Raw genomic sequence first — 22,800 nt, 5'->3', positions numbered from 1 at the left:
TTCGTGACAACCTTAACTGAAACATCGCACCCCGGGAGGCCCCATCGTGAGTTTATTCGACAAAAAGCATCTGGTTTCACAAGCTGATGCATTACCGGGACGCAACACCCCTATGCCTGTGGCGACCTTACACGCCGTCAATAACCACTCCATGACCAACGTGCCGGAGGGAATGGAAATCGCCCTGTTCGCCATGGGCTGTTTCTGGGGCGTTGAGCGCCTCTTCTGGCAACTCCCCGGCGTTTACAGCACGGCGGCTGGCTACACGGGCGGTTACACGCCGAATCCTACCTATCGCGAAGTCTGCTCCGGCGAAACCGGGCATGCGGAAGCGGTGCGCGTGGTCTATGACCCTGCGGTAATCAGCTACGAACAGCTGCTGCAGGTCTTCTGGGAGAACCACGACCCGGCGCAGGGCATGCGTCAGGGCAACGACCACGGCACACAGTACCGTTCGGCTATTTATCCGCTCACGCCCGAACAGGATGCCGCCGCGCGCGCCAGCCTTGAGCGTTTCCAGCAGGCCATGCGTGAAGCGGGCGATACGCGCGAGGTGACGACCGAAATCACCACCGCGAAACCGTTCTACTATGCCGAGGACGATCACCAGCAGTATCTGCATAAAAACCCGTACGGCTACTGCGGCATCGGAGGCATCGGCGTCTGCCTGCCGCCACAGCTGGCCTGATACCTACCCAGCGCCACGCGAGCCGCGTGGCGCTCAAAGAAGCGACAGCGTTGTCTCATAGCTTAACATCCATCCACCAGCCGCCCCCGCCAGCCATCTTCGCCAAATTGTGACCTCTGGCAGATTTACATCTCTTTACGCTATACTACCCGCTGAAATAATCGGCTCAACGCTACGAGCTGATTTTCAATGTGTTTTCACACAAATGGTATCAACTCCCCTTCTGAGGATCTGGCGATAAGCCGGATAAACTATGTTAAACAGTATTTTAGTAATACTTTGTCTGATTGCCGTCAGCGCGTTTTTCTCGATATCTGAGATCTCGCTGGCCGCGTCCCGTAAAATCAAACTGAAGCTGCTTGCCGATGAAGGCAACATCAATGCCACCCGCATCCTGAAAATGCAGGAAAACCCCGGGATGTTCTTCACCGTGGTGCAGATTGGCCTCAACGCGGTCGCCATTCTCGGCGGTATCGTGGGTGATGCGGCGTTTTCCCCGGCGTTTTATAGTCTGTTTGTTAAGTACATGTCCGTTGAACTGGCCGAACAGCTCAGCTTTATCCTCTCCTTCTCGCTGGTAACCGGCCTGTTCATCCTCTTTGCAGACCTGACCCCGAAACGCATCGGTATGATTGCGCCAGAAGCTGTGGCTTTGCGTATCATCAACCCGATGCGCTTCTGTCTGTACGTGTTTCGTCCGCTGGTGTGGTTCTTTAACGGCCTGGCGAACGTGATTTTCCGCATCTTTAAGCTGCCTATGGTGCGTAAAGACGACATCACCTCTGACGACATCTATGCGGTAGTAGAAGCCGGCGCGCTGGCCGGGGTGCTGCGCAAGCAAGAGCACGAGCTGATTGAGAACGTATTCGAACTGGAATCCCGTACCGTGCCGTCTTCCATGACGGGCCGTGAAAGCATTATCTGGTTCGATTTACATGAAGATGAGCAGAGCCTGAAGAACAAAGTGGCGCAGCATCCGCACTCTAAGTTCCTGGTCTGTAATGAAGATATTGACCACATCATCGGTTACGTCGACTCCAAAGACCTGCTGAACCGCGTGCTGGCAAACCAGAGCCTGGCGCTTAACAGCGGCGTGCAGATCCGCAACACCCTGATTGTGCCGGACACCCTGACGCTCTCAGAAGCGCTGGAAAGTTTCAAAACCGCCGGGGAAGACTTCGCGGTTATCATGAACGAATACGCGCTGGTGGTGGGTATTATCACCCTGAACGACGTGATGACCACGCTGATGGGCGACCTGGTTGGCCAGGGGCTGGAAGAGCAGATTGTTCAGCGTGACGATAATTCATGGCTGATTGATGGCGGCACGCCGATTGAAGACGTGATGCGCGTGCTGGATATCGACGAGTTCCCGCAGTCCGGTAACTACGAGACCATTGGCGGCTTTATGATGTTTATGCTGCGTAAAATCCCGAAACGTACCGACTCGGTGAAGTTCTCCGGCTACAAGTTTGAGGTGGTGGATATTGATAACTACCGCATCGACCAGCTGCTGGTGACGCGCATCGACAACAAACCGACCGTACTGGTGCCAAAGCTGCCGGACGCGGAAGAGAAGGTGTCGGCGTAAAATTCTGGCCCCACAAACATCAACGGCTCCCATTGGGAGCCGTTTTTTTTAACTACTGCATAGCACGTTGGTTAAGCCATCTCAGTCTGCAGACGCATAACCTGACGGTTGACTTCGGACATCACAGACAGGTGCTGTTTGTCCTTCACTTTTGGGACAAGGATCTTGCCCTTATCAAACTCAAAAGCGCCAACATCCTTGATATACAACCGTCCACGGAACAGGATCTTCACGTACTTCGCCACCTGAAGCGGGTTGTAGCGTTGGAAAATTTTCATTCTTGTATCTCCTGCGAATCATACGCTCTTGCGGTGCCACAATCGGCCCGACTGTCCTGAGCGCAAATTTTAATGCCCAATGACTATAGACCAGAACTACGGTGTTACCCAGTGTGCATAAGTTTATTTACCGTTTGATTACAATTATTCAGAATAATCTTTGCAAAGCGTGACCGGGCGCAGTATAAGCCGTCGTTTTTTCATGGATATGTGCGTTCGCCCGCAAACTGGCATCCGGATTGCGGGAAAACCACATTGATCGCACTTATGATTAAAAGCGCAAGACCAAGTGGTCGGATCACCTGCAAACAATAAGGAAACGCCATGACCCTACGTAATATCCTTGCAGCAGCCTGCCTGCTGCTGCCCCTGTGGGCTTCCGCTCACAACATTGAAAAAGGACAACGAGTACCGCCAGTCGGCATTGCTGACCGGGGAGAATTGATTCTCGACAATGATAAGTTTAGCTACAAACCCTGGAATAGCGCGCAGCTCGCGGGCAAAGTGAGAGTTGTACAACATATTGCCGGTCGTACATCCGCAAAAGAGAAAAATGCCAACCTGGTGGAAGCGATCAAGGCCGCAAAATTCCCTCACGACCGCTACCAGACGACCACCATTGTTAACACCGACGACGCCATTCCGGGCTCCGGAATGTTTGTGCGCTCCAGTCTTGAGAGCAATAAAAAGCTCTACCCGTGGTCGCAGTTTATCGTCGACAGCAACGGCGTAACCCGTAAGGCCTGGCAGCTGGAGGAAGAGAGCTCCGCGATTATCGTGCTGGATAAAGAGGGCCGCGTACAGTGGGCGAAAGACGGCGCGTTAACCCAGGAAGAGGTGCAGCAGGTTGTCGACCTGCTGCATAAGCTGCTGGCTCAGTAGATAGAGACGCGGAAGCCGGGGTTGAGGAAGGATTCACGCGGGGTATAGTCAAGCGGCTTGCCCTGCCAGTCATGAACATGCGCCCCGGCGGCCGCGGCAACGGCATGACCTGCCGCGGTATCCCAGACGTTGGTTGGCCCAAAGCGAGGGTAGAGCTGCGCATGGCCTTCCGCCACCAGGCAGAATTTCAGCGATGAGCCAATCGAGGTGGTCTGGTGTTCACCCAGCTGCTGCAGGTACTCCTGCAGTTCGTTGTCGCTGTGCGAGCGGCTAATCACCACCAGCGGCGGACGCGCATCGCGCACCTGGATCTGCTTGCGCACGCCGCACTCTTCCTTCCACGCCTTCCCTTCTGCAGCGCTGTACATCACCTTCATTACCGGCGCGTAGACCACGCCCAGCACCGCTTTGCCCTTCTCAATCAGGGCGATATTGACGGTGAATTCACCGTTGCGCTTGATGAACTCTTTTGTCCCGTCCAGCGGATCGACCAGCCAGTAGCGCTGCCAGTGCTGGCGCTCGTCCCAGCTTTGCGGCGCTTCTTCTGACAGAACGGGGATGTCCGGCGTTAAGGCCTGTAACCCTTTCAGGATCACCTTATGCGCCGCGATATCCGCCGCCGTGACCGGAGAGTCGTCGGCTTTGCTGACCACCTCCATAGGTTTACTGCCGTCATATACCTGCATGATGGCATCTCCCGCATCCCGTGCGAGCTGACAAATTTTATCTAGCATTTTCCACCTCTTTGTTAACGCAGTGAGGTTAACTCTTTGTTTTAGTTATATCGTAATGTGAACAATTCCGCTATCTGTGAAGCAATTCCGGTTTCAGGTTACTTTTTTCTGTCAGGATTCACATTTCTGTAAGCAACAAGCTATAGATACATACTCTTTTGTGCTCTGCATCGAAAAAAGGACTCCTCTGATGATTAAGTTTAGTGCAACGCTTCTGGCGACGCTGATTGCAGCGAGCGCGCAGGCGGCGACGGTAGATCTGCGTATTCTGGAAACGACCGATCTGCACAGCAACATGATGGACTTCGACTATTACAAAGATACCCCGACGGAAAAATTCGGCCTGGTACGCACGGCAAGCCTGATCGATGCGGCGCGTGGCGAAGTGAAAAACAGCGTGCTGGTCGACAATGGCGATCTGATTCAGGGCAGTCCGCTCGGGGATTACATGGCGACCAGGGGGCTGAAAAAAGGCGAGATCCATCCTGTTTATAAAGCGATGAACACCCTGGACTATACCGTCGGCAACCTCGGTAACCACGAATTCAACTACGGTCTGACATACCTGCACGATGCGCTCGCTGGTGCGAAATTCCCGTACGTTAACGCCAATATCATCGACGTTAAGACCCAAAATCCGCTCTTTACCCCTTATCTGATTAAAGAGACAAACGTCGTCGACCAGGACGGTAAAAAACAGACGCTGAAAATCGGCTATATCGGCTTTGTGCCGCCGCAGATCATGACGTGGGATAAAGCCAACCTCGACGGCAAAGTGACCGTTAACGACATCACCGAAACCGCGCGAAAATACGTGCCGGAAATGCGCGAAAAAGGCGCCGATCTGGTAGTCGTTGTCGCCCACTCGGGTCTCTCCGCCGATCCGTATCAGGCCATGGCAGAAAATTCCGTTTACTATCTGAGTGAAGTTCCGGGCGTCGACGCGATCCTGTTCGGCCACGCCCACGCGGTCTTCCCGGGCAAAGATTTCGCCAGCATCAAAGGGGCGGACATTGAGAAAGGGACGCTCAACGGCGTGCCGTCGGTGATGCCGGGCATGTGGGGCGACCATCTTGGCGTGGTGGATCTGGTGCTGAATAACGACGGCGGCAGCTGGAAGGTGACGCAGTCAAAAGCCGAAGCGCGCCCGATTTACGACGCTTCGGCTAAAAAATCTCTGGCGGCGGAAGATAAAAAACTGGTCGACGTGCTAAAGCACGATCACGACGCCACGCGCGAATTCGTCAGCAAGCCGATCGGCAAATCCGCCGACAACATGTACAGCTTCCTGGCGCTGGTGCAGGATGACCCGACCGTTCAGGTCGTCAACATGGCGCAGAAAGCCTATGCCGAACACTTTGTGCAGGGCGATCCGGATCTGGCAAAACTGCCGGTTCTGTCAGCCGCTGCGCCATTCAAGGTGGGCGGACGTAAGAACGACCCGGCAAGCTATGTTGAAGTCGAAAAGGGCCAGCTGACCTTCCGTAACGCCGCCGATCTCTACCTCTACCCGAACACGCTGGTGGTGGTAAAAGCGACGGGCCAGGAGGTGAAAGAGTGGCTGGAGTGCTCTGCCGGACAGTTTAACCAGATTGACCCGCACAGCAGTAAGCCGCAGTCGCTGATTAACTGGGACGGCTTCCGTACCTATAACTTCGACGTGATCGACGGCGTGAACTACCAGATTGACGTCACCCAGCCGGCGAAATATGACGGCGAGTGTCAGGCGATCAACTCGCAGGCGGAGCGCATCAAAAACCTGACCTTCAACGGCAAGGCGATTGACCCGAATGCCACCTTCCTGGTCGTGACCAATAACTACCGCGCCTACGGCGGTAAGTTTGCTGGTACGGGAGATAGCCACATCGCCTTTGCCTCGCCGGACGAGAACCGCTCGGTGCTGGCGGCGTGGATCAGCGCGGAGTCGAAGAAGGCGGGCGAAATTCATCCGGCAGTGGACAACAACTGGCGTCTCGCGCCGATCCACAGCGATACGAAACTGGATATCCGCTTCGAAACGTCGCCATCCGATAAGGCAGCCGCGTTTATCAAGGATAAAGCCCAGTATCCGATGAAGAAGGTCGCAACGGATGATATTGGGTTCGCGATTTATCAGGTGGATTTGAGCAAGTAAAAACAAAACGGCGGCATGCGTTGCCGTTTTTCGTGTTTGTTCCCTCTCCCTGTGGGAGAGGGCCAGGGTGAGGGCATCAGGCCGCATATATCCGGCGTTTAAGCCGCACGATCGTCCCTGTTCGCCATCACCTTCGGCGTATTCACCTCAATCCAGTCCGCCAGCGCGGCGACTTTCTCGCTGACCTCAATCCCCAGCGGGGTCAGGCTATACTCTACGTGCGGCGGCACCACCGGATACGACATGCGATCGACAAACCCGTCCAGCTCCAGCGCCTGGAGTGACTGAGACAGCATCTTTTCGCTCACCCCGCCCATTTTACGGCGCAGATCGCTAAAGCGATGCGTACCCTGGCGCAGGGCCAGCAAAATCAGGACACCCCAGCGGCTGGTGACGTGTTTGAGCACTTCGCGTGAAGGGCACTGTTCCGCGAAAAGATTGCCATCGCGCACGAGTTCGCTGAGCGTCGGTATCGTTGTTTTCATACTTACCTTTTTGTACGTACTTACTAAAAGTTAGCTATGGTGCTAGTGTGCCACAACACCAGACAAACACGAAGGAGATTCATCATGATCGCGATTACCGGCGCTACCGGCCAGCTTGGCCATCTCGTTATCGAACAGCTGCTGAAAACCGTACCGGCCAGCCAGATTGTGGCCATCGTACGTAACCCGGCGAAAGCGCAGGCCTTAAGCCAGCAGGGAATTGTGGTTCGTCAGGCGGACTACACGGATGAAGCCGCATTCACCGCCGCGCTGAGCGGCGTGGATAAGCTGCTGCTGATCTCTTCCAGCGAAGTCGGCCAGCGCGCGACCCAGCACCAGAACGTCATTAACGCCGCCAAAACGGCTGGCGTGAAATTTATCGCCTACACCAGCCTGCTGCATGCGGACAACTCCCCACTGGGCCTGCACGTTGAACACGTTGCCACTGAAAAAGCGCTGGCGGCATCCGGCATTCCTTATGCCCTGCTGCGCAACGGCTGGTATACCGAAAACTACCTGGCGAGCGCGCCGCCTGCGCTGGAACACGGCGTATTTATTGGTGCGGCAGGCGAAGGCAAAATTGCCTCTGCCACCCGTGCAGACTATGCCGCGGCGGCAGCGAAAGTGATCGCAGAAGAGGGCCACGCGGGCAAGGTCTATGAACTGGCGGGCGACCACGGCTGGACGCTGAGCGAACTGGCGGCAGAACTCAGCAAACAGAGCGGGAAGCCGGTAGCCTATCAGAATCTCAGTGAAGCGGATTTTGCCGCCGCGCTGAAAAGCGTCGGCCTGCCTGCCGGGCTGGCAGATATGCTGGCGGACTCCGATGTGGGTGCGTCCAAAGGGGGACTCTTTGACGATAGCCATACGCTGAGCAAACTGATCGGGCGCGCAACGACGCCGCTGGCGCAGAGCATTAAAGCTATTCTGTAACGGCCTGAGCGTTTTTTCCTGCGGCCGGGTCATTCATCTTACCCGGCACGCTATGCTGCGCAAAAATAAGGTGCCTGAGAAAATACAGGCACCTTATTTTATTAATAATAAAAACAGAGATAACGATTAAAAGTCCGGGTATTGTTTATCCGTCGCGTACGTTATCGGCTTTTCAAATCCGGGAATGGTGATGCCATTCATATCAATCTTAATATCTTCCTCATTTATTCCCTGCTGTCCGAACAGATAAATGACATTGAGTTCACCCTGCGACGCCGCCTCGTCGTACGCGTTAGCCTGACGTCGCACCTGGCGGTTACTCTGCTGATATTCCGCAAACACAGCGTCCCCATAGCGTTTGCGCAACCATTGATGGGTAAGCTTTGGCGAGTAAACCACCCCCGTGGCATTATTACCGCCAAAGCCTTTTGAATTAATAAAGGCGATTTGTCCCTGGTCTTCCTCTAATTTGCAGTCCTGAAGAGGAATGGCTAAGCGCGCGTTGTTCACCTGCGGCGCGATGTGGGACACGCTTTTAATTCCCGGCAAAATACCATAGCGGAAGACGCCGAGGCAGCCGATCAGCTGGTCGCCGCTGGCGGGGCCCAGAGAGTGGCCGAGATACGATTTCACCGCCGTCACCGGCCAGTCGCGAATCGAAAAGGCTTGCGCAACGCGGTCAAAAATATCCGCCTCGGAGACGCAATTCTTCGGCGTGCTTGATCCGTGCGCCTGAATAAACGATCCCTTCTGCACCGTCTCTATCCCGGCCATCGATACCGCAGAGGCTACGGCTTTCGCCATGGTGATGTAGTTCCCCGGCCCCGGCGACGCAATAGAACGTTTATAGCCGTCAGCGTTGATGAAGACATTTCCCACCGAACCGTGGATCTCTGCGCCAAGCTGCAGCGCCAGCTCGTCGTCCATTAACACGACATACTGGCTGGATTCTGCGATAACAAAACCGCAGCTGTTGCCAAACGGGCGGCTGCTGTTGCGCCAGTCGGCCGTTTCCGTTTCATCAATGTGCTTAAGCTTGCTCTCCGTTGCCAGGGCGCCCATGGCATCGAAGCCTTCAATCACTTCTGAGGTAACCGGCGCTTCGGCGCTGCCAACGACGGCTACGCGAATGCGCCCCGCTTTGATATCTTCGACTGCCGCATTCAGGTTATACAGAAACGTGGCGCACGCCCCCAGCGTGGCGCTGGTATGACCGACGCTACCGAGCACATAGGCATTGAGGAAATCGGCGCACATGCTGTTCAGGCCCAGCGGGCACTGTTTGGCGCTGACGCGATGGCCTTTCAGGCGCGACTGCAGCATTCCGCCAAAGCCATAATCGTCGAGCTGCCCCATGATATTGCCCGAATAGACGCCGAGCTGATCCGGCGTGATTTTGGCCTGTATCTCTCGCCACGGGATCCCCAGGGCATTGATGGCGTCTGACGCCCCGACAATCGCCATCTGTAACGCCCGCGGATGGAACTGCGAATTGTAATGGTCGCCCGGACGGAATCCCTGCGGCAACAGCCCTGCAGCCTGAACCTCCGTGCGCAGCAACGCCTCAATTTTGCAGTCCATCTCTCCCTGAACGGTAATACGGACACGCCGATCCGCTAATTCTTCAACGTGCCATCCCGCCGGTAAGGGTTGAGGTAATTGCCTGGCAGATATATCAAAACTGAATCCCTCTTCGCCTGAAGCCATATTCAATTTTGCATGGCTGGCAATAGCATCGACATCAAAATAGTCGCGCGTAATTTTTCTGATAAGGGTTCCCTCAAGCACCTCGTCTTTTATCCTCGCGGCGGCCTGAGCAGGTGTGAATCTTTTACCAGAAATATCGCAATGCCCACCTTCATCATATTTAAGCATGCCCATCAGAATGGCTAACGATAATAATGTTTCCTGCCTTTCCTTTTCCGATAATGACTCAATAATCATGCGACGAAATGCATGATGTGAAGAACTACGACCAGCTGGACCATAGCCGCCAAAAGCCGTTATTACGGGTAATTTCACCATAATTCTTCCTCTCGTGGTCGTGCATTTATTTTATTAAGCAAGTGCGATAATTTCAGATATTAGTTTACAAATCACCGACAAAAGCTAATATGAAAATCCAGCCAAAACGCTGACTTTTTTGGCCACGGCAACGATGAGCTACCAAAAATAATAGTCAAAACAGGTATTAATCAAAAATGACAAATACACAAATAGGATTTGTGTTATGTGAACGCATGCTAAGTTCCGGTCTCAGTCTTCCGATTGAAATGTGGAAAGCGGCAGCCAGTAGCTATTTAGCTGAGCAAAAAACAACATCCCACGCAGGCACGCACAAACCGGAGAAGTCACCCTTCAGGCTCTGTCGCCCGGAGAATATTCTGAAGGTGAATACCATTGGCATAAACAGCGAGCCCATCCTGACGCACAGCGGCTTTAGCATTACCGCCGATACCACCCTTGCCGAAGACAGACACTATGACGTTATCTATCTTCCTGCCCTGTTGCGCAATCCTCGCGCAGTGGTCAGACAACAGCCTGAACTTCTGGAATGGCTGACCGAGCAGGCCGCGCGAGGAACCCGCATCGCCGCCGTCGGAACGGGCTGCTGTTTTCTGGCGGAGTCGGGACTGCTCAACGAAAAGCCCGCCACCACCCACTGGCACTACTTCAAACAATTCTCGCGTGACTACCCCAGCGTAAAATTACAGACAAAGCATTTTCTCACTCAGGCCGATAATATTTTCTGCGCCGCAAGCGTTAAGGCCCTGTCAGATCTGACGATTCATTTTATCGAAACGATATACGGGAAACGTGTAGCCACACATACTCAACGGACATTTTTCCATGAAATTCGTAGCCAGTTTGAACGTCAATGTTACAGTGAAGAAAACAAACCCCATCCGGATGAGGATATTATTCAAATTCAAATCTGGATAAAAGCCAACTGCGCTTCGGATATATCCATGCAAAGTCTCGCAGATATGGCCGGCATGAGTTTGCGCAACTTTAATCGCCGCTTTAAAAATGCCACCGACATGTCTCCTCTGCAGTATTTATTAACCGCCAGAATTGAATCCGCCATGACAATGCTGCAATCCACCAATCTTTCCATTCAGGAGATCGCGAATGCGGTTGGATATCAGGATATTGCGCACTTTAATCGCCAGTTTAAGCATAAAACCACGGTTTCACCGGGGGATTACCGTAAGACCGTCCGGGCAAAGATGTTTAGTGCATAAACGCTGGTCATCTCTGATAATGAAAAGATGACCACGAGGAGGCTCAACGTGCAAGGCGTACCGGAACAGTTTAATGATGAAAGAGACAGCGCGCGCTTTCGCCATCTGGCGCAGCTGCCGGGCCTGGAGCTTTATCACGCGCATATTTCTGACTACGCCTTTGAGCCTCACACCCATGAAGCCTTCGGGATCGGCACGATTGAAACCGGCGCCGAACGCTTTCGCTATCGCGGTACTCAGCATCTCGCGGCGGAAAAATCCGTCGTCACCATGAACCCGGACGAGATCCATACCGGTGAATCCGCCACCGAAGGCGGCTGGCGCTACCGGATGGTCTATATCGAACCCGACCTGCTGGAAGAGGTGACCGGCCTGCGGCACTGGTGGTTTAGCGATGTCACGCGTCATGACCCGCTTCGCTCGCAGCAAATCGGCAGGCTGATTTACGGCCTGTGGCACACGGACGATCCGCTTGCGCAAAAAGGATTACTGCTGGATCTGATTGAGACCTTCCGGCCGCTGGCCCATCACGCGCCGGTGATTCAGGAGGGCGCGCACCGCTTCGAACGCGTGCGCGAGTATCTGCACGACAACTATATGCGCGCCCTGACGCTGGACGAGCTGGCCAGCGTCGTATCGCTCAGCCCGTACCATTTCCAGCGCCAGTTCAAAGCCCATTTTCACGTTACGCCGCACCAGATGCTGATGGCCATTCGCCTCTGGCGCGCCAAAGCGTTCCTCACCCACGGTATGCCTGCGGCAGAGGTCGCCGCCGCGACCGGACTGACGGACCAGTCTCATTTAACCCGCGCGTTTACCCACCGCTACGGCATTACGCCCGTGCGCTACCAGAAGCAGGTCACCCGGCGCTAATGCGCAACCTCATACAATACGCGCGCATTTTCCCCTCCTACACTGCATGCAGCGTAAATACCTGTGGATGGAAAAATGATTAGTGGAGTGTTGTATGCCCTGCTGGCCGGGATGATGTGGGGACTGATTTTTGTCGGCCCGCTGATCGTGCCCGAGTATCCGGCAATACTGCAGTCGACCGGACGCTATCTGGCGCTGGGGCTGATTGCCCTGCCCCTGGCGTGGCTGGGACGCGCGCGCCTGCGTCAGCTCAGCCGTCAGGACTGGGGCACCGCGCTGGCGCTGACCATGATGGGCAATCTTATCTACTACGTTTGCCTTGCGAGTGCCATTCAGCGTACCGGTGCGCCGGTATCTACCATGATTATCGGCACGCTGCCGGTCGTCATCCCCGTCTTTGCTAACCTGCTCTACAGCCACCGCGATGGCAAACTGGCGTGGTCAAAAATGGCGCCGGCGCTGGTATGCACCGCCGTGGGGCTGGTGTGCGTCAATATTGCCGAGCTGCGTCACGGGCAGGCGGATGTTGACCTGTGGCGTTACGGCTCTGGCATTGTGCTGGCGTTCATTTCCGTGGCGTGCTGGGCATGGTATGCCCTGCGCAACGCGCGCTGGCTGCGGGAGAACCCGGACAAGCATCCGATGATGTGGGCGACGGCGCAGGCGCTGGTCACGCTGCCCGTCTCGCTGGTGGGCTATGCCGGGGCGTGCATCTGGTTAGGCCATCAACTGCCAGACTTCGCCCAGCCCTTCGGGCCAAGACCTTGGGTGTTTATCGGTCTGATGGTTGCGATTGCGGTGCTGTGCTCATGGGTGGGCGCGCTGTGCTGGAACATTGCCAGCCAGAAGCTGCCAACGGTGATTTTAGGGCCGCTGATTGTCTTCGAAACCCTGGCCGGACTGCTTTATACCTTCCTGATGCGTCAGAGCGTGCCGCCGCTATTTACGGCCTGCGGGATCGCGCTGCTGGTGGTGGGAGTGGTGATGGCGGTAAGAGCGAAGCCGGAAAAACCGAGGGTCGTTCCGGCATCGGAGGTGTGAGCATTGCCCAGCGGCGCTGCGCTTGCAGGGCCTACAAAATCGTAGGCCCGGTAAGGCGTAACCGCTACCGGGCAAGTCTTTAAAACGTTTCCCAGTTCCCTTCAGACGCCGCCGCTACGGGCTGCGCTTTGGGCACATAGGTTTTTACCGGCGCCGCTTTAACCGCCTGGTTGCGGGTGATTTTGAATACCGCCACCGCTTCGTTCAGGCGTGCAGCCTGATCTTCCAGCGCCGCCGCCGCGGCCGCAGACTCCTCTACCAGCGAGGCGTTCTGCTGGGTCACGCGGTCCATCTCGGCTACCGCCTGGCCCACCTGGTCAATACCGCGGCTCTGCTCGTCAGAGGCCGAGGCAATTTCGCCCATGATGTCGGTGACGCGGGTGACCGCATTGACGATCTCCGCCATCGTCTCCCCGGCTTCGTTAACCAGCTGGGAGCCCGCGTTTACGCGCTCGCCGGAATCATCGATCAGCGCTTTGATCTCTTTCGCCGCCTGGGCGCTGCGCTGGGCGAGAGTACGCACTTCCCCAGCCACCACCGCAAAACCACGGCCCTGCTCGCCCGCGCGCGCCGCTTCCACTGCCGCGTTTAGCGCCAGGATGTTAGTCTGGAAGGCAATACCGTCGATCACGTTAGTAATTTGCGCGATTTTACTGGAGCTGGTGGCGATTTCGTCCATTGTACGCACCACGCCTTCAACCACGTTACCACCCTTCTTCGCCGTTGAGGAGGCGTCCAGCGCCAGACGGGACGCCTGACGCGCGTTATCGGCGTTCTGCTTCACGGTTGCCGTCAGCTGTTCCATGCTGGCTGCCGTCTCTTCCAGAGACGCGGCCTGCTGCTCGGTACGGGAAGAGAGGTCGTTACTGCCCGCAGAGATTTCGCCTGCACCGGTGTAAATCGTATCTGCGCCTTCACGCACCACGCCCACGGTGTTCGCCAGCGAGGTCTGCATCTCCTGAACGTTGCGCGCCAGGATAGCCATTTCGTTCTTACCTTCAGCCTGAATCGGCTGGGTTAAATCCCCTGCCGCAATGGCGCGAATATGGTTAATCACCTCTTCCAGAGGCAGCAGCAGCACGCGGCGCATGGCTACCCAGCTGGAGATAATCACCACAATCACCAGTAGCATAACCGCAGAGAGGATCCACAGGATGCGCTTGTAGTCGCTTTCATTGTCCTGGATGCCTTTATCGGTAAGCGTTGCCTGCGCTTCACGCCATTCACGGTAAACCGCCTGCATCGCAGTCTGCTTTTGCTCCGCGTTCTGCTTGAACATGTCTTCCAGATTGCCCTGGCTCAGCAGGACGTTCATTTGCGTCAGCGTTGAGGAGTAAATGCGGTACTGCTCCTCCAGACGCTTGGCCAGGTTCTCGTCCAGGCCCGGCGTATTTGGCAGGGCATAGTATTTATCGTAATGGACCTGCGCATCGGCGAGCAGATTTTTCGCCGTGTTGACCAGCTCATTGAGCTGCCCACCGTTAATCTGAGAGGCCATGCTGCTTTGCAGACGCAGCATCCCGCGGTTCAGCGTCACGCGCGCCTGGTTCAGGCTGATCCACGCATCGGTAAACTCCGCCACGTTCTTGCTGGAGAGCTGCGACACGGTGAAATTGTCTTTATCGTTATTCAGCGCGTTGATAAAGATACCCGCGGAAATCACTTGCATGATGCCGAGCACAAGCAGCACCGAAATCAGAAGGGTAATGACTTTTATACGTTTAAACATGCGTTGCCTTTGTTATATGCAGGTTTGTCTGACGTGGATATATCGGCAGGCGCGGCGGGTTGTTTACTGTTTCTACACCTTTAAAAAGTTTCTAAACCACTTTCCTGAGCCCATTCAGAGAGTTAAACGGGGTGTTTTTTGTGATCCGCATCTCATTTTCCCCCTTCCCTCTAAAGGGTTATAGCGCCGCCATAAAGATGCATTTAATATGCAATTTATATTATTGATGACGAGGTAACTGCTATGGCCTTTCGCGACCAACCCCTTGGCGAGCTGGCGCTCTCCATTCCTCGCGCTTCTGCGCTGTTCCGTAAATACGATATGGATTACTGCTGCGGCGGTAAGCAAACCCTGGCGCGTGCGGCCTCACGAAAAGAGCTGGACGTTGAGGTGATTGAATCAGAGCTGGCGCTGCTGGCCCAGCAGCCCGTCGACAAAGACTGGCGAGCCGCCCCGCTCGCTGAAATCATCGACCATATCATCGTGCGTTACCATGACCGTCACCGTGAGCAGCTGCCGGAACTGATCCTGCAGGCAACCAAAGTTGAGCGCGTCCATGCCGACAAACCGTCCGTACCGCGCGGTCTGGCGAAATACCTGACCCTGCTGCACGAAGAGCTTTCCAGCCACATGATGAAAGAAGAGCAGATCCTCTTCCCGATGATTAAGCAGGGAATGGGAAGCCAGGCGATGGGGCCTATCAGCGTGATGGAAAGCGAGCATGATGATGCAGGCGAACTGCTGGAAGTGATCAAACACACTACCCACAACGTCACGCCGCCGCCAGAAGCGTGCACAACGTGGAAAGCGATGTACAACGGCATTAACGAGTTGATTGACGACCTGATGGAACACATCAGTCTTGAGAACAACGTTCTGTTCCCGCGGGCATTAGCTGGGGAATAAAAAAGGCCGCTGCGGCCTGATGCCCTCACCCCGCCCCTCTCCCACGGGGAGAAGGTGCAAAAACTAAAAACGGCAACCGAAGTTGCCGTTTTGCTTTTACCTTACGCCTGCCATACGTTTCTTACCGATAAACACCCAGCCCAGCCCCAGCGCGATAAACCATAGCGGCGTGACGATGAGTGCCTGACGGGTATCATCTTCCAGCGTCAGCAGAACCAGCACGAAGACGAAGAACGCCATGCACACCCAGCACATCAGCTTGCCCAGCGGCATCTTGTAGATCGATTTTTCATGCAGGTGTGGGCGCTGCTTGCGGTACACCAGGTATGAACAGAGGATGATGGTCCAGACGAACATAAACAGGATCGCAGAGACAGTGGTGATCATGGTGAACGCGCCAATCACGCTTGGGTTCACATAGAGCATCACCACGCCGCCCAGCAGGCACATGCAGGAGAAGGTCAACCCTTTTGCCGGTACCGCGCGCTTCGACAGCTTGGCGAACGCGCTCGGCGCCACGCCTTCCTGTGCCAGGCCAAACAGCATACGGCTGGTGGAGAACACGCCGCTGTTGGCAGACGAGGCAGCAGAGGTCAGCACCACGAAGTTAATCAGGCTCGCGGCAGCAGGCAGGCCTACCAGCACGAACAGCTCAACGAACGGGCTCTTGGTTGGTACCACGGAGCTCCACGGCGTCACGGACATAATAATGATCAGCGCGAAGACGTAGAACATGATGATACGCAGCGGAATTGAGTTAATGGCGCGCGGGAGAGACTTCTCGGGATCTTTGGTCTCCGCTGCCGTCGTGCCCACCAGCTCAATTCCCACGAACGCAAATACCGCGATCTGGAAGCCGGCAAAGAAGCCGCTAATGCCTTTCGGGAACCAGCCGCCGTCATTCCACAGATGGGTAAACGACGCCTGAACGCCCGTTGGTGACTGGAAGTGGGTGAGCACCATCACCAGACCCACGACGATAAGCCCGACAATCGCCACGATTTTGATCATCGCGAACCAGAACTCCATCTCACCGAACATTTTAACGGTGGCGAGGTTCAGACTCAGCAGCAGAACAATGACCGCCAGCGAGGCGACCCAGTCCGACAGCCCCGGGAACCAGAACTGCGCGTAGGCGGTAATCGCCACGACGTCCGCCATACCGGTGACGACCCAGCAGAACCAGTAGGTCCAGCCGGTGAAATAGCCCGCCCACGGCCCGAGCAGGTCAGAAGCGAAGTCGCTAAAGGATTTGTATTCGAGGTTCGAGAGCAGCAGTTCACCCATTGCACGCATCACGAAGAAGAGCATAAAACCGATGATCATATAAACGAAGATGATCGACGGCCCGGCGAGACTGATGGTTTTGCCTGACCCCATAAACAGCCCGGTACCGATGGCACCCCCAATCGCAATGAGCTGAATATGACGGTTTGTGAGATTGCGCCGTAGCGACTGTTCAGACGTCGCCTCTTCTGTAGCGGCGACTTTGACCTGATCTACCATGTAATTTTCCTGTTTATGCCTGTCTGTGTTGTTAAGGCTCTTCTGGCCTTTAAAAACGTCAAAAAAATGACGGTCCCTTTGTAAGGGTTTATCGATATTAGGTAAGAATCGGCGGGATGAATACTATGATTTAGATATTATGTTAATAATATGTTGAAAGTGAGTGTCATATCACTCATACAGCGCGAAACAGCTCACAAAAATACACGCAACAGTTTCGTTTGCAAGATAAAATGTTGATAGCGCCATAACTATAGGTTTTTGCACTATTTTCCTCTCCCCAACCGGGGAGAGGAAATAAGAAAATTCGATTACAGAATTTCCAGCAGCTCGACTTCAAATACCAGGGTGCTGAATGGCGGGATGGACGCGCCAGCGCCGCGCTCGCCGTAGGCCAGGTTATGCGGGATAGTCAGTTCCCATTTGGAACCCACTGGCATCAGGGTCAGCGCTTCAATCCAGCCTGCGATCACGCCGTTAACCGGGAACTCAGCCGGTTCGCCGCGCGCTACGGAGCTGTCGAACACGGTACCGTCGATCAGTTTACCGGTGTAATGCACGCGAACGTGATCGGTACGCGCCGGGATTGCGCCGTCGCCCTGATTGATCACGCGGAACTGCAGACCAGACTCGGTGCTGTTCACGCCTTCACGCTCACGGTTCTCTTCCAGATATTTCACACCTTCAGCTGCCATCTCTTCGAAGCGCGCGCGACGCACGGCGTCAGCACGTTCGTGAATTTCACGCAGCGCACGGTGCACAACGTCTACCGGAACGGCAGGCTGTTTGCCTTCCAGCGCGTCAGCGATACCCGCCACCAGCGCTTCTGGTAACAGACCTTCCAGGCCGGATTCGCTCAGCTGCTGTCCTACCTGCAAGCCGATACCGTAACTTGCCTGCGCTTCGATAGTGTCAAAAGTCGGGGTGGTCATGGGTTTTCCTTCCATCACATTTAAAGTAGCGGGCAGCATATCAGCCATGCCCTTATGGGTAAAACTTTGTCTGAAGTTAAGGTGACAAACCGCGACGAAACAGAAACAATAGAGATAACCAGGATTAATCCCGAACTGATGTCACGGATGTCGGGTTTACTACGCCGTTCAGGCAGTTAGCAAACTATACTTCGGGGCACAGGATAAAAAATACGCGGAGCAGGAGGAGTGCCATGCCCGGGCGATTTGAACTGAAACCTACCCTGGCGAAAATCTGGCAGGCGCCGGACAATTTTCGCATCATGGACCCGCTGCCTCCTCTGCATCGCAGAGGGATCATCATTGGCGCGCTGATGGTGATCGTGGGCTTCCTGCTTCCTTCCGGGGGCGATGATGTCGATACCGCCCCCGTCACCCGCAATGCCCAACTGGACATTCAATCGCAGACGCGGCCGCAGCCTGACGCACAGCCGATGCAAACGCAGCTTGTGACCCCGTCTAACGATCCGGGTCAGGTCGCGCCGGTTGAGCCAGAACCCATTCAGGATGAACAGCCGCAGGATCAAGCTGCCGCCCCGTCTCAGCCTCAGACGCAACAGCCTACCGGCATTGAGCAACAGTGGCGTTCCTATCGCGTAGAGCCGGGCAAAACGCTGGCACAGCTGTTCCGCGACCACAACCTGCCGCCAACCGACGTGTATGCTATGGCGAAGGTGGAAGGTGCGGGTAAACCGCTCAGTAACCTGCAGAATGGACAGATGGTACAGGTTCGCCAGAATGCCAGCGGTGTGGTGACAGGATTAACAATTGATACGGGAAATGGACAACAGGTGCTGTTTACCCGCCAGCCAGACGGCAGTTTCATCAGGGCGCGTTAAGACCTGGATCTGTAAAAAGCAAAACGCCGGCACAAGGCCGGCGTTTCAACGTGAGCAGAGTAAAAAATTACTCAGCTACAACGTTAACAACCAGTTTAGCGAACACTTCGCTGTGAACCTGGAAGTCAACTTCGTGCTCACCAGTGGTACGCAGAACGCCGTTCGGCAGACGAACTTCGCTCTTAGCCACTTTCACGCCTGCTGCAGAAACTGCATCAGCGATATCGCGGGTACCGATGGAACCGAACAGTTTACCTTCGTCGCCTGATTTAGACGCGATGGTAACGGTGCCCAGTGCGTTGATTGCTTCAGCGCGAGCGTTAGCAGCCGCCAGAACGTCAGCCAGTTTGGCTTCCAGTTCAGCGCGACGTGCTTCGAAAAACTCTACGTTTTTCTTGGTAGCTGGAACAGCTTTACCCTGTGGAACCAGGAAGTTACGTGCGTAACCCGCTTTAACGTTAACCTGATCACCCAGGCTGCCCAGGTTTGCTACTTTATCAAGCAGAATAACTTGCATTACCTTATCCTCTTAAAGTCGTATTAATGGACCGTGCCCGATTACTGATGACGATCAGTGTACGGCAGCAGGGACAGGTAGCGAGCGCGTTTGATAGCGCGAGCCAGCTGACGCTGGTATTTTGCACGAGTACCGGTGATACGGCTTGGGACAATCTTACCGCTTTCGGTGATGTAGTTTTTCAGCGTTGCGATATCTTTATAGTCGATCTCTTGAACGCCTTCCGCGGTGAAACGGCAGAACTTGCGACGACGGAAATAACGTGCCATATGGCTAGTCTCCAGAATCTATCAAATCAATCTGCTCGGCATGCAGAACCATTTTGCTCAGGCCGTTCTTTGCCTTGTGGCAAGAGATGAACCCCTGAACGATTACTGCGCTACCGACCGTTAAACTGTGAGTAATGGCCTGGTTTTCGTGTCCGCTAATAATAACGGGCATTTGGCACCACGCCTGCCGGTGAAACCCGGCTTCCTCTTGCACAGAACGATGCTCAAGCACGAACTGGCAATGCGGAATTCCTGATGGACTGACCTTTCGAAGGGGAGCCCTGCATACGATGCCGGACAACGCCAGACGGTTGGTCATCAGAAATTACTCTTCAGAATCCCCAGCATCAGAATCATCTGCGGTTTCGTTTGCGAAATCATCGCGACGCTCACGGCGCTCGTCTTTCGCTTTAACCATCGGAGATGCTTCGGTAACTGCGTTTTTGGTACGCATAACCATGCTGCGGATAACGGCATCGTTGAAGCGGAAGGTTGTTTCCAGCTCATCGATCACTTCCTGCGGCGCTTCAACGTTCATCAGAACGTAGTGTGCTTTGTGCAGTTTGTTGATCGGGTAAGCCAGCTGACGGCGGCCCCAGTCTTCCAGACGGTGGATCGTACCTTCTGCACCAGTGATGGCAGCAGAGTAACGCTCGATCATACCCGGAACCTGTTCGCTCTGGTCAGGATGGACCATAAAAACGATTTCGTAATGACGCATCGAATTGCTCCTTACGGATTATTCAGCCTCCTGTCTGGGTCAGCCGAGGCCCGGGGAGGCAAGGAACGTGTTAAAGGTCGGCTGAAAAATTGACGCGTCATAATACTTGCGCGCCCCTGGAAACTCAAGCTGATTGCACAAATAATTCGCACAAAGCGCGAAGCGGGTCTAAGTGGGTGATTTAAAATTGGTCACACCCGGAAGCGTTGTTTTTTTGAACAACTGCATCAGAAATGGTCACGCATCCCCGCCGGATGAGTGATTACACTTTAATCAGAGATCGCCTGAATTAAAGAAGGAGCATCCCCCCTCTCGCAGCACGTAGTCGTGGAGCGCATATCATGAAAAAAATCGCATTAGCCATAATGGCGGCGCTTTTGCTCAGTGCAAACGCGATGGCAGCCATTAAGATAGACAGCCGACAGGCCAGAAACATGGATGATGTGCAAAGCTTGGGCGTAATTTACATCAATCATAATTTCGCCACGGAAAGTGAAGCAGATCAGGCATTAAACGCAGAAACCGATGCGCAGGGCGCAACCTATTACCACGTGATGTTAACCCGTGAGCCCGGCAGCAACGGCAACATGCACGCCAGTGCAGATATTTACCGATAACGCTTTAACGCTAGCACCAGGAAAGCCAACAACGAGAACATAGCCATAGATGACGTTGCCCCCTGCCCGGGGGCTTTTTTTTGTGAATGGCTCCGGAATACTACCGGTAAAATAACCCCTCAGAGATCCTCCATAAGCGGGAAGATATGGACATCAAAGTCCTGCGCGTTTACAGGTGCTGGCGGAAAAACGCCACCGTGGCGTCGAGCGCCGTTGGCGTGATGCGGTGGCGGACGCCCGGTTCCCACAGGCAGGTCAGATTACCGTCCAGCCCTTCATTCATTAACGCCTGCTGCAGACGGAAGGTTCCCTCAGGCGGGACCACATCATCCGCGTCACCGTGCCACAGCAACAGCGGGCGATCGGCCACGCGCGGCAATGCCCGGGTCACTTCCCACTTTGCCAGCGTCGCGGTCATTTCCGTTAAATCCTGAGGGGGAAAAAGGGTCTTCGCCAGCGAAGTAAAGTAGCCCGAGCCCATCAGACAGGCGACAGACTTCACTTCAGGATGATGCGTCATAATCCCCAGCGCCGTCATACCGCCCATCGACGCCCCGGCTACCGCCAGACGATTGTCGGCCACCAGCCCTGCCTCATAAAGCGCATCGCGCAGCCCGGAAAACTCGGTCAGACTCCCGTGCAGAATGTGCCAGAACTGCCCCAGCCGCGCCTGTTCATTACCCGTAAAGCGTGCGCCGTGGTCGGGTGCATCTGGCATCATCACGCGAAAACCCGCCTGCGCCAGCGCTACCGCAAAATAACTGTAAACCAGCTTCGATGAGGTAAACCCATGATAAAAAACCACAACAGGCAGCGGTTTATCACGTTTACCCGCTGGCATCGCGTGTAAAACTTCATGGTCGCCGAGGTGGCGTATTTCAATTTCAATCATTGTCGACCCTGTGCGAATCTATGATTCATAATGTTGAGAACTGGGTTACGCTTTCGCGTCATTTTCATTCGAAATATACGTCCCAGATAACACTTCGGGAACATTCCCCCAAAACTAAATTCACAGACAACTACACTATGGCTATCAGGAAACGAGATATGGTTATGCGCAGGTTTGCTGCTTTATTGCTGGTCTTTCTGCTGAGTGGCTGTAGCGCGCTGCAGGGAACGCCGCAACCCGCTCCACCGGTCGCCGATCATCCACAGGAGATTCGTCGTAATCAGACGGAAGGATTACAACGAATGGGCACCATCTCCGCGCTGGTCCGCGGCTCTCCGGATGACGCAGAATCGGCAATAAAAGCGCAGGCCGTCGCTGCCAAAGCAGATTATTACGTCATCATTATGATCGACGAAACCATCATAACGGGACAGTGGTATTCACAGGCTATTTTGTACCGTAAATAATGGTTTTCCTTTGAACGAGATTTACACTGCTTTGCGTCCATAGACATTTTCCTGTCCACAATAAACTCCACGCCCGCATCAATGGAAGGGAGTTTATTAGCGAAGGATTGCCCGGCGGATACCGGATATATGTGAAATGGAGCTGACAATGAAACGAACTCTTGCTTTGACCTCACTGTTGCTCTCAGCAGGCCTGCTGAGCACCACCGCGCAGTCAGCAGAATTCGCCAGTGCTGATTGCGTGACTGGCCTGAATGAAATTGGCCAGATCTCCGTGAATAATATCTCGGGGAGCCCGCAAGACGTTGAACGTGTCGTGGCATTAAAGGCCGATGAGCAGGGTGCTTCATGGTATCGCATCATCCAGATGCAGGAAGATAACCATATCGACCACTGGCGGGTACAGGCCATTCTCTACGTGTAAACTCCCTCCCGATAAAAGCCACTTATTTTTAGTGGCTTTTCGTTTTTGCAAATTTTTT

25 protein-coding genes are annotated in these 22,800 nt (G+C 54.7%); 13 read left to right on the top strand and 12 right to left on the bottom strand.

Features of this window, described 5'->3' with window-relative positions; translation table 11 throughout:
- Positions 1-46 precede the first annotated feature (46 nt).
- Positions 47-688: a peptide-methionine (S)-S-oxide reductase MsrA gene (msrA, locus tag ACOTZC_RS06835; protein ID WP_023310171.1), complete on the top strand. Its 642-nt coding sequence runs from the start codon at positions 47-49 to the stop codon at positions 686-688.
- Positions 689-941: 253 nt separating this feature from the next.
- Complete coding sequence (locus tag ACOTZC_RS06830) at positions 942-2,279, top strand: hemolysin family protein (RefSeq protein WP_023310162.1); 1,338 nt, start codon at positions 942-944, stop codon at positions 2,277-2,279.
- Positions 2,280-2,350: 71 nt separating this feature from the next.
- Here ACOTZC_RS06830 and ACOTZC_RS06825 read toward each other — a convergent pair whose 3' ends face one another.
- The gene (locus ACOTZC_RS06825; protein WP_008501430.1) at positions 2,351-2,557 is read right to left on the bottom strand and encodes a DUF1107 domain-containing protein; all 207 of its coding nucleotides are present in this window, start codon (positions 2,555-2,557) and stop codon (positions 2,351-2,353) included.
- Between the two features lie 324 nt (positions 2,558-2,881).
- On the opposite strand from ACOTZC_RS06825, the gene ACOTZC_RS06820 reads away from it, so the two are divergent.
- On the top strand, positions 2,882-3,439 hold the full coding sequence (locus ACOTZC_RS06820; protein ID WP_023310161.1) for a YtfJ family protein: 558 nt from the start codon (positions 2,882-2,884) through the stop codon (positions 3,437-3,439).
- On the opposite strand, the gene cysQ is transcribed toward ACOTZC_RS06820, so the two are convergent.
- Positions 3,433-4,173, bottom strand: a complete 741-nt coding sequence (gene cysQ, locus ACOTZC_RS06815; protein WP_045402298.1) for a 3'(2'),5'-bisphosphate nucleotidase CysQ — start codon at positions 4,171-4,173, stop codon at positions 3,433-3,435. The genes ACOTZC_RS06820 and cysQ overlap by 7 nt on opposite strands.
- 190 nt (positions 4,174-4,363) lie before the next feature.
- Here cysQ and ACOTZC_RS06810 point away from each other — a divergent pair, with 190 nt between their 5' ends.
- Positions 4,364-6,307 carry a bifunctional 2',3'-cyclic-nucleotide 2'-phosphodiesterase/3'-nucleotidase gene (locus tag ACOTZC_RS06810; RefSeq protein WP_045402295.1) on the top strand — a complete coding sequence of 648 codons (1,944 nt, stop codon included), beginning with the start codon at positions 4,364-4,366 and terminating at the stop codon, positions 6,305-6,307.
- A 98-nt stretch (positions 6,308-6,405) separates the two neighbouring features.
- On the opposite strand, the gene ACOTZC_RS06805 is transcribed toward ACOTZC_RS06810, so the two are convergent.
- Entirely contained in the window at positions 6,406-6,792 is a 387-nt protein-coding gene (locus ACOTZC_RS06805) for a winged helix-turn-helix transcriptional regulator (protein WP_045402291.1), read from the bottom strand.
- An 84-nt stretch (positions 6,793-6,876) separates the two neighbouring features.
- Between ACOTZC_RS06805 and ACOTZC_RS06800 the strand changes: the two genes are divergently transcribed.
- Positions 6,877-7,725 (top strand): SDR family oxidoreductase, encoded by an 849-nt coding sequence (locus ACOTZC_RS06800; protein ID WP_047743012.1) that lies wholly within the window; start codon positions 6,877-6,879, stop codon positions 7,723-7,725.
- Positions 7,726-7,851: 126 nt separating this feature from the next.
- Here the strand turns inward: ACOTZC_RS06800 and ACOTZC_RS06795 are convergent, their stop codons facing one another.
- On the bottom strand, positions 7,852-9,306 hold the full coding sequence (locus ACOTZC_RS06795; RefSeq protein WP_421635687.1) for a beta-ketoacyl synthase: 1,455 nt from the start codon (positions 9,304-9,306) through the stop codon (positions 7,852-7,854).
- Positions 9,307-9,926: 620 nt separating this feature from the next.
- Here ACOTZC_RS06795 and ACOTZC_RS06790 point away from each other — a divergent pair.
- The 3 genes from ACOTZC_RS06790 (at position 9,927) to ACOTZC_RS06780 (ending at position 12,884) form a co-directional block, all read left to right on the top strand.
- Complete coding sequence (locus ACOTZC_RS06790) at positions 9,927-10,970, top strand: GlxA family transcriptional regulator (protein ID WP_421635686.1); 1,044 nt, start codon at positions 9,927-9,929, stop codon at positions 10,968-10,970.
- A 48-nt stretch (positions 10,971-11,018) separates the two neighbouring features.
- Complete coding sequence (locus ACOTZC_RS06785) at positions 11,019-11,843, top strand: AraC family transcriptional regulator (RefSeq protein ID WP_023310154.1); 825 nt, start codon at positions 11,019-11,021, stop codon at positions 11,841-11,843.
- 75 nt (positions 11,844-11,918) lie between these two features.
- The gene (locus tag ACOTZC_RS06780) at positions 11,919-12,884 is read left to right on the top strand and encodes a DMT family transporter (RefSeq protein WP_063409285.1); all 966 of its coding nucleotides are present in this window, start codon (positions 11,919-11,921) and stop codon (positions 12,882-12,884) included.
- Positions 12,885-12,963: 79 nt separating this feature from the next.
- Here ACOTZC_RS06780 and ACOTZC_RS06775 read toward each other — a convergent pair whose 3' ends face one another.
- Positions 12,964-14,613, bottom strand: a complete 1,650-nt coding sequence (locus ACOTZC_RS06775) for a methyl-accepting chemotaxis protein (RefSeq protein WP_045402276.1) — start codon at positions 14,611-14,613, stop codon at positions 12,964-12,966.
- Between the two features lie 243 nt (positions 14,614-14,856).
- Here ACOTZC_RS06775 and ytfE point away from each other — a divergent pair, with 243 nt between their 5' ends.
- A complete protein-coding gene (ytfE, locus tag ACOTZC_RS06770; protein ID WP_163354274.1) occupies positions 14,857-15,519 on the top strand; it encodes an iron-sulfur cluster repair protein YtfE in 663 nt (220 codons plus the stop codon).
- Positions 15,520-15,615: 96 nt separating this feature from the next.
- Here ytfE and cycA read toward each other — a convergent pair whose 3' ends face one another.
- Both cycA and fklB read right to left on the bottom strand, forming a co-directional pair.
- Positions 15,616-17,025, bottom strand: coding sequence for a D-serine/D-alanine/glycine transporter (gene cycA, locus ACOTZC_RS06765; RefSeq protein ID WP_023310150.1), 1,410 nt, complete (start codon positions 17,023-17,025; stop codon positions 15,616-15,618).
- Between the two features lie 311 nt (positions 17,026-17,336).
- Positions 17,337-17,957, bottom strand: a complete 621-nt coding sequence (gene fklB, locus ACOTZC_RS06760) for an FKBP-type peptidyl-prolyl cis-trans isomerase (protein ID WP_008502892.1) — start codon at positions 17,955-17,957, stop codon at positions 17,337-17,339.
- Between the two features lie 233 nt (positions 17,958-18,190).
- On the opposite strand from fklB, the gene ACOTZC_RS06755 reads away from it, so the two are divergent.
- Positions 18,191-18,835 (top strand): OapA family protein, encoded by a 645-nt coding sequence (locus ACOTZC_RS06755; protein WP_045402269.1) that lies wholly within the window; start codon positions 18,191-18,193, stop codon positions 18,833-18,835.
- A 67-nt stretch (positions 18,836-18,902) separates the two neighbouring features.
- On the opposite strand, the gene rplI is transcribed toward ACOTZC_RS06755, so the two are convergent.
- Genes rplI through rpsF form a run of 4 tightly spaced genes read right to left on the bottom strand, consistent with a single transcriptional unit; the run spans position 18,903 to position 20,342 of the window.
- Positions 18,903-19,352 (bottom strand): 50S ribosomal protein L9, encoded by a 450-nt coding sequence (rplI, locus tag ACOTZC_RS06750; RefSeq protein WP_023310148.1) that lies wholly within the window; start codon positions 19,350-19,352, stop codon positions 18,903-18,905.
- A gap of 41 nt (positions 19,353-19,393) precedes the next feature.
- Positions 19,394-19,621: a 30S ribosomal protein S18 gene (gene rpsR / locus ACOTZC_RS06745; RefSeq protein ID WP_000135199.1), complete on the bottom strand. Its 228-nt coding sequence runs from the start codon at positions 19,619-19,621 to the stop codon at positions 19,394-19,396.
- Positions 19,622-19,625: 4 nt separating this feature from the next.
- Positions 19,626-19,940, bottom strand: a complete 315-nt coding sequence (priB, locus tag ACOTZC_RS06740) for a primosomal replication protein N (RefSeq protein ID WP_008502895.1) — start codon at positions 19,938-19,940, stop codon at positions 19,626-19,628.
- 6 nt (positions 19,941-19,946) lie between these two features.
- A complete protein-coding gene (gene rpsF, locus ACOTZC_RS06735; protein WP_014068637.1) occupies positions 19,947-20,342 on the bottom strand; it encodes a 30S ribosomal protein S6 in 396 nt (131 codons plus the stop codon).
- Between the two features lie 341 nt (positions 20,343-20,683).
- Between rpsF and yjfY the strand changes: the two genes are divergently transcribed.
- Positions 20,684-20,959, top strand: coding sequence for a DUF1471 family protein YjfY (gene yjfY / locus ACOTZC_RS06730; protein WP_029740378.1), 276 nt, complete (start codon positions 20,684-20,686; stop codon positions 20,957-20,959).
- A gap of 169 nt (positions 20,960-21,128) precedes the next feature.
- On the opposite strand, the gene yjfP is transcribed toward yjfY, so the two are convergent.
- The gene (gene yjfP, locus ACOTZC_RS06725) at positions 21,129-21,851 is read right to left on the bottom strand and encodes an esterase (RefSeq protein ID WP_045402266.1); all 723 of its coding nucleotides are present in this window, start codon (positions 21,849-21,851) and stop codon (positions 21,129-21,131) included.
- Positions 21,852-21,988: 137 nt separating this feature from the next.
- Between yjfP and bsmA the strand changes: the two genes are divergently transcribed.
- Positions 21,989-22,318, top strand: coding sequence for a biofilm peroxide resistance protein BsmA (gene bsmA, locus ACOTZC_RS06720; protein ID WP_029740376.1), 330 nt, complete (start codon positions 21,989-21,991; stop codon positions 22,316-22,318).
- A 136-nt stretch (positions 22,319-22,454) separates the two neighbouring features.
- Positions 22,455-22,742: a DUF1471 family protease activator YjfN gene (gene yjfN, locus ACOTZC_RS06715; protein ID WP_032645202.1), complete on the top strand. Its 288-nt coding sequence runs from the start codon at positions 22,455-22,457 to the stop codon at positions 22,740-22,742.
- Positions 22,743-22,800: the final 58 nt, after the last annotated feature.

Origin of the sequence: Enterobacter cloacae complex sp. SHL009, assembly GCF_049237205.1 — a bacterium.
GTDB lineage: Bacteria > Pseudomonadota > Gammaproteobacteria > Enterobacterales > Enterobacteriaceae > Enterobacter > Enterobacter cloacae_M.
The sequence above is the reverse complement of the archived record's forward strand: the minus strand, read 5'-3'. Positions and strand labels throughout refer to the sequence as shown.

Bases quoted from the DNA above. Each gene is read 5' to 3' on its own strand.
- ACOTZC_RS06830 (WP_023310162.1), top strand. From the start codon at position 942: ATGTTAAACAGTATTTTAGTAATACTTTGTCTGATTGCCGTCAGCGCG.
- ACOTZC_RS06825 (WP_008501430.1), bottom strand. From the start codon at position 2,557: ATGAAAATTTTCCAACGCTACAACCCGCTTCAGGTGGCGAAGTACGTG.
- ACOTZC_RS06820 (WP_023310161.1), top strand. From the start codon at position 2,882: ATGACCCTACGTAATATCCTTGCAGCAGCCTGCCTGCTGCTGCCCCTG.
- cysQ (WP_045402298.1), bottom strand. From the start codon at position 4,173: ATGCTAGATAAAATTTGTCAGCTCGCACGGGATGCGGGAGATGCCATC.
- ACOTZC_RS06810 (WP_045402295.1), top strand. From the start codon at position 4,364: ATGATTAAGTTTAGTGCAACGCTTCTGGCGACGCTGATTGCAGCGAGC.
- ACOTZC_RS06805 (WP_045402291.1), bottom strand. From the start codon at position 6,792: ATGAAAACAACGATACCGACGCTCAGCGAACTCGTGCGCGATGGCAAT.
- ACOTZC_RS06800 (WP_047743012.1), top strand. From the start codon at position 6,877: ATGATCGCGATTACCGGCGCTACCGGCCAGCTTGGCCATCTCGTTATC.
- ACOTZC_RS06795 (WP_421635687.1), bottom strand. From the start codon at position 9,306: ATGGACTGCAAAATTGAGGCGTTGCTGCGCACGGAGGTTCAGGCTGCA.
- ACOTZC_RS06790 (WP_421635686.1), top strand. From the start codon at position 9,927: ATGACAAATACACAAATAGGATTTGTGTTATGTGAACGCATGCTAAGT.
- ACOTZC_RS06780 (WP_063409285.1), top strand. From the start codon at position 11,919: ATGATTAGTGGAGTGTTGTATGCCCTGCTGGCCGGGATGATGTGGGGA.
- ACOTZC_RS06775 (WP_045402276.1), bottom strand. From the start codon at position 14,613: ATGTTTAAACGTATAAAAGTCATTACCCTTCTGATTTCGGTGCTGCTT.
- ytfE (WP_163354274.1), top strand. From the start codon at position 14,857: ATGGCCTTTCGCGACCAACCCCTTGGCGAGCTGGCGCTCTCCATTCCT.
- cycA (WP_023310150.1), bottom strand. From the start codon at position 17,025: ATGGTAGATCAGGTCAAAGTCGCCGCTACAGAAGAGGCGACGTCTGAA.
- fklB (WP_008502892.1), bottom strand. From the start codon at position 17,957: ATGACCACCCCGACTTTTGACACTATCGAAGCGCAGGCAAGTTACGGT.
- ACOTZC_RS06755 (WP_045402269.1), top strand. From the start codon at position 18,191: ATGCCCGGGCGATTTGAACTGAAACCTACCCTGGCGAAAATCTGGCAG.
- rplI (WP_023310148.1), bottom strand. From the start codon at position 19,352: ATGCAAGTTATTCTGCTTGATAAAGTAGCAAACCTGGGCAGCCTGGGT.
- rpsR (WP_000135199.1), bottom strand. From the start codon at position 19,621: ATGGCACGTTATTTCCGTCGTCGCAAGTTCTGCCGTTTCACCGCGGAA.
- priB (WP_008502895.1), bottom strand. From the start codon at position 19,940: ATGACCAACCGTCTGGCGTTGTCCGGCATCGTATGCAGGGCTCCCCTT.
- rpsF (WP_014068637.1), bottom strand. From the start codon at position 20,342: ATGCGTCATTACGAAATCGTTTTTATGGTCCATCCTGACCAGAGCGAA.
- yjfY (WP_029740378.1), top strand. From the start codon at position 20,684: ATGAAAAAAATCGCATTAGCCATAATGGCGGCGCTTTTGCTCAGTGCA.
- yjfP (WP_045402266.1), bottom strand. From the start codon at position 21,851: ATGATTGAAATTGAAATACGCCACCTCGGCGACCATGAAGTTTTACAC.
- bsmA (WP_029740376.1), top strand. From the start codon at position 21,989: ATGGCTATCAGGAAACGAGATATGGTTATGCGCAGGTTTGCTGCTTTA.
- yjfN (WP_032645202.1), top strand. From the start codon at position 22,455: ATGGAGCTGACAATGAAACGAACTCTTGCTTTGACCTCACTGTTGCTC.